At 55.8% G+C, this 15914-nt stretch carries 10 protein-coding genes; 8 read left to right on the top strand and 2 right to left on the bottom strand.

Features of this window, described 5'->3' with window-relative positions:
* Positions 1 to 223: 223 nt before the first annotated feature.
* The 8 genes from CU103_RS03560 to CU103_RS03530 all read left to right on the top strand — a co-directional run bounded on the left by CU103_RS03560 (position 224) and on the right by CU103_RS03530 (position 14521).
* Entirely contained in the window at positions 224 to 730 is a 507-nt protein-coding gene (locus CU103_RS03560) for a hypothetical protein (protein ID WP_106662498.1), read from the top strand.
* 13 nt (positions 731 to 743) lie between these two features.
* A complete protein-coding gene (locus CU103_RS31290; RefSeq protein WP_162707233.1) occupies positions 744 to 920 on the top strand; it encodes a hypothetical protein in 177 nt (58 codons plus the stop codon).
* 296 nt (positions 921 to 1216) lie between these two features.
* Complete coding sequence (locus CU103_RS03555) at positions 1217 to 2245, top strand: sulfate ABC transporter substrate-binding protein (protein ID WP_106662497.1); 1029 nt, start codon at positions 1217 to 1219, stop codon at positions 2243 to 2245.
* 4 nt (positions 2246 to 2249) lie between these two features.
* Positions 2250 to 3110 carry a sulfate ABC transporter permease subunit CysT gene (gene cysT / locus CU103_RS03550; protein ID WP_106662496.1) on the top strand — a complete coding sequence of 287 codons (861 nt, stop codon included), beginning with the start codon at positions 2250 to 2252 and terminating at the stop codon, positions 3108 to 3110.
* Positions 3094 to 3981: a sulfate ABC transporter permease subunit CysW gene (cysW, locus tag CU103_RS03545; RefSeq protein WP_106662495.1), complete on the top strand. Its 888-nt coding sequence runs from the start codon at positions 3094 to 3096 to the stop codon at positions 3979 to 3981. Before cysT ends, cysW begins: the two co-directional genes overlap by 17 nt.
* A gap of 11 nt (positions 3982 to 3992) precedes the next feature.
* Positions 3993 to 5030, top strand: coding sequence for a sulfate/molybdate ABC transporter ATP-binding protein (locus CU103_RS03540; RefSeq protein WP_106662494.1), 1038 nt, complete (start codon positions 3993 to 3995; stop codon positions 5028 to 5030).
* A gap of 288 nt (positions 5031 to 5318) precedes the next feature.
* A complete protein-coding gene (locus CU103_RS03535; protein ID WP_106662493.1) occupies positions 5319 to 13943 on the top strand; it encodes a GH36-type glycosyl hydrolase domain-containing protein in 8625 nt (2874 codons plus the stop codon).
* A 143-nt stretch (positions 13944 to 14086) separates the two neighbouring features.
* On the top strand, positions 14087 to 14521 hold the full coding sequence (locus tag CU103_RS03530; protein ID WP_106662646.1) for a Fur family transcriptional regulator: 435 nt from the start codon (positions 14087 to 14089) through the stop codon (positions 14519 to 14521).
* Positions 14522 to 14617: 96 nt separating this feature from the next.
* On the opposite strand, the gene ptsN is transcribed toward CU103_RS03530, so the two are convergent.
* Together ptsN and hpf are read right to left on the bottom strand one after the other, a co-directional pair.
* Positions 14618 to 15082 carry a PTS IIA-like nitrogen regulatory protein PtsN gene (gene ptsN, locus CU103_RS03525; RefSeq protein ID WP_106662492.1) on the bottom strand — a complete coding sequence of 155 codons (465 nt, stop codon included), beginning with the start codon at positions 15080 to 15082 and terminating at the stop codon, positions 14618 to 14620.
* A gap of 76 nt (positions 15083 to 15158) precedes the next feature.
* Positions 15159 to 15752, bottom strand: a complete 594-nt coding sequence (hpf, locus tag CU103_RS03520) for a ribosome hibernation-promoting factor, HPF/YfiA family (protein WP_106662491.1) — start codon at positions 15750 to 15752, stop codon at positions 15159 to 15161.
* Positions 15753 to 15914 lie beyond the last annotated feature (162 nt).

Genomic DNA, 15914 nt, shown 5'->3' with positions numbered 1-15914 from the left:
AAAGCGCAAGAGCGCACCCCTTTGATGTCTGGGCCTTGAACCCTTTCGATTGGAGGACCCATGATAGGTCTTTTTCTGCCGCGCTTGCGCGTGGTTTCATTGCTGCGCAGGCAGCTTTCAATCTCTGTTGCGGGCCCTAACAGGCCGGCGCAGTCAACCGTTTGCATTGGCCGCAATAGGCCACCCGCCTTGACCTGCAACAACGAACAGGATGGGGGTGCCGATGTATCCGCGCGTATCTGAAACCGGCCATGGTACAGGCTGTTATTTCGACCGCACGCCGGAAAAGCTTGTGCTCGAGGGTTATCGGCGTTGGGCGGCCGGGTTCGAGACCGGTTCTGTCATAGCATGGGAAATGGCCTACGGACTTTACAGCGAACTCCTCGGTAGCCGTAACGGCAACCGTGCGCTTTCCGAGCTGTCGTTCTTCATCCGCACCTTGCGTCATTGTGCGCTTTGTCCACTTAAAACCTTCCCGTTCGGATCGCATCACGTTTGCCGGGAAGAGTGCCTCACTTTGGGACTGATCGCCGGTCTCCAGAATTGCGACATGGTTGCGGCACGAACCTGCCTCAATGCCATGGCATGTCCCTCACGCCAGGAGGAAGTCGAGAACGCGGCAATCACTTTTGCTGAAACTCTGGTCGAATTGGATCAGGTGCTTTTGCCGATTCCCAAATCCGCTATCGACGACATTATTTCCCGCCCGCTTCGGGCGAAATATCACTAGGAAGGGAGACATCATGATCATCAATTCACGCATGGAACGGCGCCTTTCCATCGCTGCAACTGCACTCTTGACGGCAGCGATCTTCGTCATGCCGATCAAAACCCATGCAATTACCGAAACCCGCCTGGCACCCGCCAGCTACGTAACGGTTGCGGATGCCACGCCAGTGCAACTTCTGCACCACAAATAATCACTGGGGTCACTGGCGGCAGCGTTGTCGCCAGCGATCCCTCGCGCTGGAAAATGCCTGTGATGGATCATTTTCTAAAAATGCGCGTTTGCAGCCTTTGCCGCCCATTTGCGCGCTACCCGCCGATTTTCCCGAGCGAGGGTAAATCACATACTCGCGCTGATTAGACGACTATTTCAGTAGGCTATGCGGATCTGGTAGAATATTCTATTTTTTTCGTATAAAAGGAATTCTTTCTAACGCCCTTATTGAGAGGGGCTCTGCTACGCTTCAGTTGTTATCATACGGAGGCAGGCATGAAACATTCCCGACTTTCCCTATCACTAGCGGCCGCGTTGCTTACGGCGACGGTCGCTTATCAGCCGATGTCTGCTGCCCGTGCGGACACCACACTCTTAAACGTGTCGTATGACCCGACACGCGAGTTTTACAAAGATTTCAATGCGGCTTTCGCGGCCAAATGGAAGGCCGACACCGGCGAGACAGTCACAATCCAGACATCACACGGCGGCTCGGGCAAGCAGGCGCGCGCGGTCATTGACGGACTCGACGCCGACGTGGTGACACTGGCGCTTGAAAGCGATATTTCAGCTATCGTCAAAGCCAACAAGATCAATGCCGACTGGCGTACCAAATACCCGCATAACTCGGCTCCCTATACGTCAACAATCGTCTTTCTCGTGCGCAAGGGCAATCCAAAAGGCATCAAGGATTGGGGCGACCTGGTCAAAGACGGTGTAGAGGTCATCACGCCGAATCCGAAGACCTCCGGCGGCGCACGCTGGAACTATCTGGCCGCCTGGGCGTGGGCTTATGGCCAATTCGGCGGGGATGAAACCAAGATCAAGGAATATATCGGCACCCTTTTCCAGCACGTTCCGGTTCTGGATACCGGTGCGCGCGGTTCGACGACGACTTTTGCGCAACGCCAGCTTGGCGACGTGCTGCTGGCTTGGGAAAACGAGGCCTACCTCTCGCTGGCTGAATTCGGCGAAGACCAGTTTGACATCGTCGTCCCGCCGCAGTCGATCCTTGCTGAGCCGCCAGTTGCCGTCGTTGACGGAAATGTCGATACGAAGGGCACGCGCAAACCGGCTGAAGCCTACCTCAAATATCTCTATTCGGAAGAGGGTCAAACGCTCGCTGCAAAGCATTTTTACCGCCCGGCAGAGCCGGAACTCGTACCAGCTGAAATATTGAAAAAATTACCGCAGTTGAAACTGGTGACAATCGATGATCCAATCTTCGGTGGATGGGCGAAGGCACAGCCCTACCACTTCGGAGATGGCGGAACATTTGATCAGATTTACAAGCCGAAACAGTAACAGCATGATTTCCAACTTCGCGAAAGCGGGTTGGCGGTTTAAGAGGCCGAGCGTCATTCCAGGATTTGGATTGACGCTCGGCTTCACTCTTGCCTACCTCGCATTGATTGTACTTATCCCTTTGGCAGGCCTCGTATGGCGCTCGGCGTCGCTGGGTTTCACAGGATTCTGGAATGTCGCCGTTGACCCGCGTACTGTAAATGCCCTGAAGATCAGCTTCGGCACTTCCTTCGTCGCTGCGCTGGTTAACGTCTTTTTCGGAGTCATCGTCGCGTGGGTGCTTGTACGGTACCGGTTTCCGGGCCGCCGCATCGTCGACGCTATCGTCGACTTGCCCTTTGCCCTGCCGACGGCAGTCGCAGGTATCGCCCTGACGTCGCTTTACGCCAGAAATGGCTGGATCGGCCATTTGCTGGAGCCGCTTGGCATTAAAGTCGCCTTTACGCCCATCGGCATTACCATCGCCCTGATATTCGTCGGTCTCCCTTTCGTGGTCCGGACAGTCCAGCCGGTGATGGAAGAAATTCGCAAGGAGGTAGAGGAGGCTGCGGCAACGCTTGGCGCCAATCGCTTCCAAACGATAACCCAAGTGCTTCTGCCCGGATTGCAACCGGCAATCCTCACCGGTTTCGCGCTCGCATTTGCTCGTGCCGTCGGCGAATATGGCTCGGTCATCTTCATCGCCGGCAACCTGCCTTACGTTTCCGAGATTGCGCCGCTCTTGATTGTGATCCGATTGGAGGAATTCGACTATGCGGGGGCGACTGCGATTGCCACCATCATGCTTCTCATTTCGTTTTTCATGCTCTTTGTGATCAATCTCATTCAGGCGTGGAGCCGCAGGAGGTATGGTTATGGCACTTGATCAGCCGCGAACCAAAGACCCGACGGCCATAGCACGGCACGCGACGACGGAGCGGCGCACGGCGCGCTACCTGTTGACTGGCACTGCACTGGTCTTTCTCGGACTATTCCTGCTTCTGCCGCTCGTTTCGGTTTTTGTTGAGGCCTTCCGGAAGGGACCTGCCGCTTATTTCGCCGCATTTCCTGAGCCCGACGCGCTCGCCGCAATTCGCCTGACATTGCTCGTGGCGGCCATTGCGGTACCGCTCAATGTCATCTTTGGCGTGGTTGCCGCGTGGGCGATCGCCAAGTTCGAATTCAAGGGAAAGGCGTTCCTGACAACCTTGATCGATCTGCCGTTTTCAGTTTCACCGGTTATTTCCGGCCTTGTCTACGTGCTGCTGTTCAGCTCACACAGTCTGCTTGGCCCATGGTTCAAATCGCATGGAATTGAAGTGCTGTTTGCGGTTCCCGGCATAGTCCTGGCTACTGTTTTCGTCACGTTCCCATTTGTTGCAAGGGAATTGATCCCGCTGATGCAGGAACAGGGAACCACTGACGAGGAAGCAGCGCTCTCGCTTGGAGCGAATGGCTGGCAGACATTCTGGCATGTCACCCTGCCCAATATCAAATGGGGCTTGCTCTATGGTGTGCTTTTGTGCAACGCCCGGGCCATGGGGGAATTTGGCGCAGTATCCGTCGTTTCAGGCCATATCCGCGGCTTGACCAATACGATGCCACTGCATGTCGAAATTCTTTACAACGAATATAATTTTGTCGCTGCTTTTGCAGTGGCTTCGCTGCTGGCGTTGCTTGCGCTGGTGACTCTCGTTCTCAAATCCCTTCTGGAACTGAGGTACGGGACGGAGCTTCGCGCAGCCGGCGGACACTGAGAGGAATAAAAATGGACGTTCGCGTAAGTGGTGTACGCAAGGAATTCGATCGCTTTCCGGCGCTGCACGACGTGTCGCTCGATATCAATTCGGGCGAGCTTATCGCCCTGCTCGGACCATCCGGATCGGGCAAGACAACGCTTCTGCGATTGATTGCAGGCCTTGAGACACCGACAGACGGCAAGGTTTTCTTCGGCGATGAAGATGCATCGCTGAAATCGGTCCAGGAGCGAAACGTAGGATTTGTCTTTCAGCATTATGCGTTGTTCCGGCACATGACTGTGATTGACAATGTCGGCTTTGGTTTGAAAGTACGACCTTCCAACACACGCCCAAGCACTGATGAGATTCGGCGACGCTCTTCAGAACTTCTTGATTTCGTACAGCTTTCCGGCCTTGAGAAGCGTTATCCGGCCCAACTTTCGGGTGGCCAGCGCCAGCGCGTCGCGCTTGCGCGTGCCATGGCGATCGAACCGCGAATACTGCTCCTCGACGAGCCTTTTGGCGCGCTTGACGCAAAGGTGCGCAAGGAACTGCGCCGCTGGTTGCGCGAGATCCATGACAAGACCAAGCACACCACCGTCTTTGTAACGCATGATCAGGACGAAGCGCTGGAACTGGCCGACCGTGTTGTTGTGATGAGTCAGGGCAGGATCGAGCAGATCGGTACCCCCGACGAAGTCTATGACAAGCCGAACTCTCCATTTGTCTATAGCTTCATCGGCGAATCGAGCACGCTTGGAGTTCGCGTCGAAAACGGCGAACTTTGGCTCGCCGACCGGCCGATCGGCCTCAAGAGCGAGCTTCCCAACGGGGATGCATCGCTCTACTTCAGGCCGCACGATGTCGAGATCGTTGACGGCTCTCAAGCGTGCATCGCTGGAACTGTCGTGGCCAGCCGCCGTGTGGGCGCAACGAGACGCGTCGAGCTTGATCTTCGCGGGTCTGCGGACCGCGTAGAAATCGGAATTACTGCCGATCATCCTGCAACCGAAATGAGTGGAATTGCATTCCGCCCCAAGCATTGGCGTGTGTTTCCAAAAAACTGAAGCGGACACCATCGCGCACAATGGCCGGGACGGGCAAATCCCGGCCTTCTTTATTCGAAAAGCGCGCCTGAACAATCCACGTCTGCCGCGGTGACTGCTCAAAATTACATACAAAGCCTAATAGAAATCTGACTCATTTTCATCAAAACTGATCGCTAACGACAAAAGTGATGATAGCTTAATTGCCATGACCCGATTAGATCGTAAACTGACTCACGGGTACTCGACCCATGATCAACTCTGTGCTGCAATCTCGAAGATTTTTTCTTCCAACCGAAACGAAGGCAAATGCCGGTATTGAGCTTTTTTCAAGCGTTCGCATCCCAGAAGAAAACTGCTGGTCAGATTCTCTCTATCCAGCCTAATCCCATCAGGGCCCATTATAAGTCCATCGATGATTTGAGAGACTTGGGTGCTCGCGTCGCAAAGGGTGAGGATGTCCGTTTGCCGGACTATGAGCCCATGGTCTTTGAGCAGCGCACCGTGGAAAATGCGAGACTCATTCTGCATTCCTATCGTTCTTCCGATGCCGCAGCACGCAACGGGGAGACAATCACACCGGCGGCACAATGGCTGCTCGACAACTACTATCTTGTCGATCAGAATATTCAGCAGGTCGAGCGCGACCTTCCCAAAAAGTTTTTCAGGCAACTGCCATCGCTGGTTAGCAAACCGGGAATCCCGCGGGTCATGGCGTTAGCATGGCTCTATGTCGCCCACACCGATAGTCAGTTCTCATTGAACAGCCTCAGCGCGATCGTCGAAGGCTTCCAGACGGTCCAACCGCTGCATATTGGTGAATTGTGGGCGCTGCCTTCCGCTGTCCGATTTATCCTGATCGAGAATGCCCGACGTCTTTCCCTGCGTGTTGAGCGCGCGCGCCGCATGCGTGCCTATGCCAACAGTGTCGCCGACGAAATCACCCTGAACGCTGACAAGGAGACTTTGCCGCAGCTTCTGGCCCAATATGCCCCGGCTGCGCGCGATAGCACCTTTGCGACGCATTTGCTCTATCGCCTGCGCGGTGGCGCGACGCATTCCGGCGCTGCTGTAGCCTGGCTCGAAGACGAACTCGAAAAGAACGGCAGCGATGCCGAAGATGCCATCATCCAGGAGCACACACGCCAATCCACCGGCGGTGTGACGATGGGCAATCTCATCCGTAGCCTGAAGTCCATTGACGATGTCGACTGGATTACCTGGTTCGAGACGGTCAGCGGCGTCGACGCCGTCTTGCGAGAGCATTCGAATTTCGATGCGCTCGATTTTCATTCACGCAACGCTTACCGCGTGGCCATCGAAAAGATCGCTCGCCGTTCCGGCAAGAGCGAACAGGACATCACACTGGAAGCCCTCGATCTGGCACAGCAAAGTGCCGAGCAGACGGGTGAGGAGGGCGGCGTTACCGAACAACGCAAACGCGATGTCGGTTATTATCTGGCTGGAGAAGGCCGCCCGGAACTCGAAAAACAATGCGCCTACAGCCCTACTGTGCTTGAGCGCTGGGTGCGCTTCTATCGCAAACTCGGGCTGGCTGGTTTGTGGGTCCCCGCATCCTTCTTCTCGATCGCCATTTTGCTGCTGATCCACTATTGGTTGCGTCACGCGGGGTTGTCCCAGGAAATGACGCTGCTGTTTACTCTGTTGGCCGTTTTCCCAACAATGGAAACCGCCAATGGCTTCGTTAACTGGATCATACCGATGTTCATGCCGCCAACGCGGCTTATCGGCTTCGAGTACAAAAATGGATTGCCGCAGGAGGCGAAAACCCTTGTGGCTGTGCCGACGCTGATTACGTCACGCGACTCTGTCGATGAACATATCCGCAATCTTGAAGTGCACTATCTCACCAATCCGCGTGGCGAAGTCTATTTTGCACTTTTGACAGATTGGGCCGACAGCAAGTTCGAGCAGACTGACGACGACCTTGATATTTTCGACTATGCACGCGAAAAAATTACGGCCCTCAACGAACATTACACGCAGACCAATCCACGCTTTTTCCTTTTACATCGCAAACGTCTCTTCAATGCCCAGGAAGACCGCTGGATGGGTTGGGAACGCAAGCGGGGCAAGCTGCACGAGCTCAATCTGCTTTTGCGCGGTGACAAGGACACGACCTACTTCCCGTCGAATGAGGAAGTGCCGACCGACATCAAGTTCGTGATGACGCTCGATTCCGACACGCGACTGACCCCGGACTCGGTGAACCGCCTTGCAGGCAAGCTGGTGCATCCGCTCAACCGCCCTATTTACAGGGCCAAGTCGGGTCGTGTCGTCAGCGGCTATTCTGTTCTTCAGCCGCGGGTGACGCCATCACTCACGACGGGCGACGACGCGTCCTTCCTGCAACGCGTCTTTTCGGTGAACCGCGGTATCGACCCTTATGTTTTTGCTGTTTCCGATGTCTATCAGGACGTACTTGGTGAAGGAACCTTCACGGGCAAAGGACTTTACGACGTCGACTTTTTCGAAGCGGCGCTCGATGGCAAGATCGGTGAAAACTCCGTTTTGAGCCACGATTTGCTCGAGGGCGGTTATGCCCGTGCCGCGCTCGTCAGCGATGTCGAAGTGGTGGAAGACTATCCGACAGGCTACAATGTCGATATTTCCCGCCACCATCGCTGGACGCGGGGCGACTGGCAGCTTCTGCCCTATCTGTTCAGCACCAAGCCTGGAGTGACCGCGGTCACCCGCTGGAAGATGGTCGACAATCTGCGCCGCTCCCTGACGCCGATATTCTGGATGATTGCAGCCATTGCCGGATGGACATTGCTGCCGCCCGGACTGGCCACGCTGTGGCAATTCTTCCTGATCTTCAGCATGTTTATCGTGCCGACGATGATACTCTTTACCAACCTCGTGCCGACAGACATGAACCTGTCGCTCAAAGGTCACGTGCAAGCGATTCTGACCGATGTGTTTGCCGGCGCCGCCGATATCGCCTTGCGAATAACTTTCCTGGCCAATATGGCCTGCCTGATGGCCGACGCCATCGTGCGAACGCTCTATCGCCTGTTTATCTCACGCAAGCACCTGCTCGAGTGGCGGGCTGCCGCACAGGCCAAAACCAGTTCCCCCGATACACTCAGCTATTATACGCAGCTGATGTGGCCAGCGATGGTTGTTGCCTTAATTGCCATTGGTCTGCCATTTGCAGCTCATAGCCGCGCATGGTTCCTCGCGGTGCCTTTTGCGTTAATCTGGTTTCTTTCACCGATGATTGCCTGGCTGGTCAGTCGTTCAGCCAAACCTCTGGACGACCTCAATGTCCGTTCATCGGACAAGGGTGAATTGCGTCGTTTTGCACGCCGTACCTGGCACTATTACGATACATTCGTAACCAAGGAACAAAACTTCATTCCGCCCGATAATTTCCAGGAAGACCCTCATCCCGTCATTGCGACGCGCACATCGCCGACCAATATCGGCATGTATTTGCTCTCCACCGTCGCGGCCCGGGATTTCGGCTGGATCGGCTTCAATGAAACGCTGACACGCATCGATCAGACGCTCGACACCCTTGAACGGATGGAGAAGTATCGCGGCCATCTCTACAATTGGTACGAGACGACTACGTTGCGGCCGCTGCTGCCGTTGTATGTTTCGGCTGTGGACAGTGGCAATCTCGCTGGCCACCTCGTTGCCCTTTCTTCCGCACTCGAGAAGTGGGCCGAAGCACCCTCCGTCTATCTGCAGAGCGATCTCGACGGTGTTCTCGACGTTGCCGACATCCTGGAAGAAGCAATCGCTGATATTCCGGATGATCGCCGGGTGCTAAGGCCCTTACGCCGCCGCCTCGAGGAGCGCGTGGCGAACTTCCGCCGCGCGATTACGACGATCAAGGAGGAGCCCGAAACCGCCTCGTTGCGCACAATCAATCTGTCCCTCTTCGCCGGCGATATTCAGCGCCTGACCGAGGAATTGCACGGCGAGCTTGAGAGCACCGTCAGTGAGACCGCCAATGAGTGGGCCCTCTTGCTGGTAAAGACCTGCCAGGCCCATACCGACGATGCCATTGGTACACATGAGGGCACTGACGTTTTGCGCGAGCGGCTGGTTACGCTTGCAACCCGAGCACGGCAATTGGCGTTCGATACCGATTTCACCTTCCTGGAGCGCAAGGAGCGGCGTCTGCTGTCAATTGGCTTCCGTGTTGAGACCAATGAGCTCGATGCGAGCTGTTATGATCTTCTGGCCTCGGAAGCACGCCTGGCCAGCCTGTTTGCGATTGCCAAGGGTGACATTCCGGTCGACCACTGGTTCCGCCTTGGGCGCCTGCTTGTTCCGGTTGGATGGCGCGGCGCGCTGATCTCATGGTCGGGATCGATGTTCGAATATCTCATGCCACCTTTGGTCATGATCGAGCCGCTGGGCAGCATGCTGGATCAGACTAACAAGCTGATCGTGCAACGTCAGATCGAATATGGAGATTCGAAGGGGCTGCCATGGGGCATTTCTGAAGCCGCCTACAACGCGCGCGATCCGGAAATGAACTATCAGTACACCAATTTCGGTGTTCCTACGTTGGGCCTCAAGCGTGGACTGTCGAAGAATTACGTGGTTGCGCCGTATGCAAGCATCATGGCGAGCCAATACCAGCCGGCCGAGGCGGTCAAGAACTTGAAACGGCTGCGCGCGTTGGGTGCGCTTGGTCAATATGGCTTCTATGATGCCGTCGACTTCACCAAGTCGCGCGTCCGCGAAGACGAAGAATATGCCATTGTCCGCAACTACATGGCGCACCATCACGGCATGTCGATCGTGGCGGTCAATAATGTGGTCTTTGAAGGCCGTATGCGCGAGCGGTTCCATGCCGATCCTGTCATCGAAGCAGCAGAACTCCTGCTGCAGGAGAAAGCGCCACGCGAAATTCCGGTTCTGCAGGCGAAAGCCGAGAATCCAATGCGCAAAGCCGTCGAGAGCAGCGAGGAAACCCCTTCCATCCACGTCATCCAGAATCCTCTGAATGCGCCACGCGCGACGCAGGTCATGTCCAATGGGCATTACTCGGTCATGGTGACGGCTAACGGTGGCGGCTACAGCCGCTGGAACGGACTTGCTATCACGCGCTTCCAGCCTGACGCCCTGGAAAGTGGCTATGGGACCTTCCTGTTTCTCAGGGACATGGAAAATGGCGAATGGTGGTCGGCAACCGGCGATCCGGTGCGGCTCGCTGGCGAAAAGAGCACGACGATCTTCGCCGACTACAAGGCGGAATTCATCAAGGAGACAGGGACGCTTCATACGACAGTGGAGGCGATTGTCGCTTCCGACTCAGACGGCGAGGGCCGGCGTATTGTCATTACCAACACTGGCACAAAAGACCGAATCATCGAGGTAACGTCCTATGCCGAACTGGTCCTGACCAATGATGATACCGACACGGCTCATCCAGCCTTCGCAAAAATGTTTGTGGAGACCGAAATTGACCAGCGTGGCGATACGATTTACGCCACGCGCCGCAAACGCAGCAATGACGAGCCTGACATCCATGTCGCACACATGGTCAGCGACAGTTCCGGTGCGATGCGCGAAGTCCAAGCCGAAACTGACAGACGGGCATTCATTGGCCGCGGACGTTCCCTGCGCAACCCTGCGGCTTTCGATGACGGCGCGACGTTGAGCGGCAGCCATGGTTTCGTGCTTGATCCGATTGCATCACTGCGCTGCCGCGTCCGCGTACCTGCCCACAAGAAGGTTACACTGGTGTTCTGGACGCTCGTCCGGTCAAACCGGCAGGAGCTCGAAGAAGTCGTCGCCCGGTTCCGTCATCCAGATTGCTTTGCACGCGAATTCTCACTGTCCTGGACTAGTTCCCAGGTCCGCCTCCACCATATTGGCATCAATCCTGATGAGGCTCAGGTCTTCCAGCGCGTTGCAACCAGCCTGATCTATCCGGAAAAGGCTTTGCGCATGCCATCCGAGAGCATCGCGAGCGGTCTCGGCAGTCAGTCTGAGCTTTGGCCTATGTCGATCTCCGGCGACTTCCCGATCCTTGCCCTGCGCATCGACGATGAAGCCGACATGGAAACATTGAAGAATCTCCTGCGGGCGCATGAATACTGGCGGGCGAAAGGCCTCGTCGTGGACGTTGTTGTCATCAACGAACGATCCTTCTCCTATGCCCAGGATTTCCAGCGCGGGCTTGAAGCCATCTGCGAAAACAGTCGCGCTCGCGGCGCCCAGCTTGGTCCGCGCGTCCATATCTTCACCGTCCGTCGCGATCAGATGAGCGATGTGAGCTACAATACCTTGCTTGCGTCGGCCCGAATTGTGATGCACGCCCAGAACGGCTCGCTGGCTGAACAGTTGAAACGAATGGAAGGCCTTAGTCTTGACCTGGTTCCCGTCACAGAAACCAGGGGCAAGACAATTGCCACTGCTGAAACGACGCCCGATGACTGGCGTGGGATCGCTCCGGCACCGACGCAACTGCTGAGTACACGCCGCCCAAATGTCTCTGGCGATGATCTGGTGTTCTGGAATGGGTTTGGCGGTTTTGACATGAAGAGCGGCGAATACGTTGTTCGTCTTGGCGGTTCGACCTGTACACCTCAACCCTGGATCAACGTCATTTCCAATCCCGGTTTTGGCTTCCATGTCTCGGCTGAGGGCGCAGGCTTTACCTGGTCTGGCAACAGCCGCGACTATCAACTCACGCAGTGGTCGAACGATCCGGTTATCAACCGTTCCGGCGAAGCGCTCTATATATTGGACCTCGACAAGAATACTGCTTTTGCACCGACTGCCTCGGTGTTGCGGGATCCGTCCGTGCAATACGAAACACGACATGGACAAGGCTATTCAAGCTTCCTCTCACGTCACGGCAATGTCGGGCTGGACCTCACCCACACCGTAGATACCACGCTGCCGGTGCGCGTGTCCCGCCTGCAGATCACCAATCATGGCGGTTCGATCAAACGGTTGCGCATCTACGGCTTTGTTGAATGGATGCTTGGCAATGCCCGTGCAAAAACCGCGCCATTCATCGTGCCTTCATGCGACACGGAAACCGGCGTACTCTTTGCACGCAACCCCTACGGCGTCGACCGCCGCACAAACGTGGCCTTCTTCGCCAGCAATGTGAAGCCCCAATCCGTGACAGCCGATCGGGCCGAATTCCTGGGTGCGCTCGGTACTGTTGACCGGCCGGCGGCCGTGCTTCAAGCAAAGACCTTGTCAAATCTCGTCGAAGCCGGCGGCGATCCATGCGCGGCGCTTGCCATTGATATTGAGCTTGCTGCGGGCGAGACCAAGGAAATATTGTTTTATATGGGCGATGCCAGCAGCGCCGATGAAGCCCGCCGCATTCTTGCCGAACACAACAAGCGTCCATTCGAGGGAACACTTGCGGCATCCAAGGCGATCTGGGCCGACTTCCTTGATGGATTGCAGGTCGACACTCCGGACAACGCATTCAACGTGATGGTCAATCGCTGGCTGCCTTATCAAAGCCTCGCCTGCCGCATCTGGGCTCGCTCGGCGTTCTACCAAGCCAGTGGCGCCTTCGGTTTCCGGGATCAGCTGCAGGACACACTGTCGATGCTGATACTTGATCCATCCCTTGCCCGAAAGCAGATTTTAAACGTCTCCGCCCGCCAGTTCAAGGAAGGCGATGTCCAACACTGGTGGCTGCCGACGACAGGGGCGGGCGTGCGGACGAAGATATCCGACGATGTCGTCTGGCTCGGATATGCCATTGCCCATTATACCTCCGTCACGGGGGATATGAGCATTCTCGACGAGCAGGTTGCATTTATCGAGGGTCGGGCGCTGGAAGATGGCGAGCACGATGCCTTCTATCAACCTGCCATTTCAAGCGAGAAGGTCAGCGTTTATGAACACGCCGCCCGTGCGCTGGATCTCGCCATCGTCCGTACCGGCTCGCACGGCCTTCCGCTGATGCTGACCGGCGACTGGAACGACGGTATGAATCGCGTCGGCGAAGACGGTAAGGGCGAAAGCGTCTGGCTTGGCTGGTTCCTGATCAGCACATTGCGGGACGTCTTGCCCATAGCAAGGCACTTCAAGGACACGGACCGCATTCAGCGTTGGGAAGCGCACATCGAAAGCCTGAAAGCGGCTCTCGAGAAGGACGGCTGGGACGGTGAATGGTACCGCCGCGGCTATTTCGACGACGGTGCCCCACTGGGATCGAAAAAGAGTGAAGAGTGCAAGATCGACTCGATCGCTCAGTCTTGGAGCGTGCTGTCTGGTTATGGCGATCCGGATCGGGCGAGACAAGCGATGCATTCAGTGGCAACGCATCTCGTCGATGATGAAGTGGATATCATCAAGCTGTTCACACCGCCCTTCAACAAATCACGGCACGATCCCGGCTACATCAAGAGCTATCCGGTCGGCGTGCGCGAGAATGGCGGGCAGTATACCCATGCCGCTACGTGGGCAGTACTCGCCATGGCGAGACTTGGCGATGCCGATGAGGCGTATCGTTGGTTCAAGAAACTCAATCCGGTGAACCATTCGCTGGACGCGGAAAAGGCCGAGTCCTACCGGGTTGAACCCTATGTGGTAGCGGCAGACGTCTATTCAGTTGATCCGATGCGCGGACGCGGCGGCTGGACGTGGTACACAGGTTCTGCTGGGTGGCTTTACCGTGTTGCAACAGAAGGTATCCTGGGCATCAGCCGGCAGAATAACCGGCTGTTTGTGAACCCGGCGTTGCCCTCTGACTGGGACGGATTCAGTTTTGTGCTGCGGAACGGCGGCGCCCGTTACATTGTTGAGGTAAAGCCAGCTGCAAAGGGCGGCAGGAAGATCACGGTCAACGGCAAGAAGCTGGCGAAAGCTGATGGCGGAATTCCATTGGAGAGCTCTGGGGAACATAAAGTGCTCGTGGAAGTGCTGCCAACAAGCGCAGTGAGTGATGCTGCCGCCATTACCGGATGACTTCAATCCGCCGCCTGTGGTCCTTCGCGGGCGGCGGATTCTTTCTCGGCAAAGGCCAAAAATGAAGCAAGCCAACTATTTTCGCTGACTTTTCCAGTTGAGAATCTTTGCAACTAGTGTCGATCTGGCGCATAATTGCCGCCATGAAACATGCCCTGAATCACAAGCCGGACTATGAAAAGGAACTCCGCAAGGCAGGTGTACGCATCACGCGCCCCAGGCGTATCATTCTTGATATTCTGACATCCACGGAAGACCATCCGGATGCGATGAAGATTTTCCATCGCGCCATCGAAATTGACAATAGCATTTCACTATCGACCGTTTATCGAACGATGAACTTGTTGGAGGAGTTGGGTGCGATCCATCGCCATGCCTTTAATGGCGGTCCATCCCGTTTCGAGCAGGCGCACGGCGAACACCATGATCATCTGATCGATATCGATACGGGTGCCGTCATCGAATTCAAATCGGACAAGATCGAAAAGCTGCAATTGGAAATCGCAAAGTCTTTGGGCTACGATATCGTTCACCACCGATTGGAACTTTACGGGCGAAAGCTGGACCGGCCCTCGTGAAAAGCCACCCGCCGGCAGTGGTTACCGCACCACACGTCTTACCGGCGATCCCTTCCAAGAAATTTTTCGGAATATGCGCTGGAGTAAAACCCTATGTCAGGCGGCGTTTGACGTCGGCTGCGCTGTCAGCAGTTCATAAATCAAGCTCGCATCATGCGCGGTCCGCAGTTTTGCGATACGCTCTGGGTCCCGCAACATCCGCGCTATACGCGAGAGCGCCTTCAGATGATCCGCACCGGCATTTTCAGGCGCGAGCAAAAGGAACACAATATCGACCGGCTGATCATCCAGCGCCTCAAAATCAACAGGTGTTTCAAGCTGCGCGAAAACGCCAGCAATGCGTTTCACGCTATTGATTTTGCCGTGCGGAATGGCAATGCCATTACCGACACCTGTCGAGCCAAGTCGTTCTCGCTGCAGGACTGTATCAAACACCTCCCGCTCGCTCAAACCGGTCAAGGCGGCCGCCTTTTCCGACATGATCTGCAGAAGTTGTTTTTTGGAATTGACTTTCAGTGCGGGCAGGACAGCATCAGGCTGAATGAGATCACCCAGATCCATTATCTCTCTTCCTTCCAGTTACCGCCCGCGCTCTTACACGAGCGCGAACGATAGTTCAAATTACGCTATGTCTTGCTCATTGCCGGGCAGCGCTTTGGCTAGCCACTGCCGATGGATCGATCCAGCCAATATTTCCGTCAGGGCGACGATATACGATATTAACCTGCGTACTTCCAGAGTTGCGGAAGACAACCACAGGACTATCTTTCAGGTCGAGTTCCACAACCGCTGAGGCCACACTCATACTCCTGAGTGCCATCGACGTCTCAGCGACGATCGTGGGCGCATAATCTTCCGGAAAATCCTCATCATCATCCGGTGCGGGCGCCATGACGCGATAGGAAACGTCGTCAAAGACTCCATTCGATCCCGGGGCCTGATGTGACTTCAGACGGCGTTTGTAACGGCGAAGACGTTTGTCTACGCGCTCGCCGGCCGCATCGAAGGCAAGCACAGGATCCTGTGCCTCACCCGCCGCCTGCAGCACCGTACCGGTATCCAGTCGCACCAGGCAATCAGCGATAAATCGCGACCCCTGCTTTTCCACCGTAACGTGGCCGGTATATCCGCCATCGAAATACTTGGTCACCATCTCCCCGATCCGCTCTTCAATCCGAATGCGGAAAGCGTCACCAATGTCCATATGTTTCCCAGATACACGCAGACTCATGATACCTCACCTTCATTGTGATTTTCATTGCCCGACCCAATCTACACTGTTGTTGAGGGACGAGCAAAGACATCCCGCACAATCCGCGCGAGTGATCCATCACATTTCGCTTTTTGATTCTTCATATTCAAACGCGCGCTTTCGCTCCGACTGTCGCAAAGT

Origin of the sequence: Phyllobacterium sophorae, from assembly GCF_003010965.1 — a bacterium.
Classification (GTDB): domain Bacteria; phylum Pseudomonadota; class Alphaproteobacteria; order Rhizobiales; family Rhizobiaceae; genus Phyllobacterium; species Phyllobacterium sophorae.
Note: the sequence above shows the minus strand (reverse complement) of the source record. Positions and strands in the feature narration are given on the sequence as shown.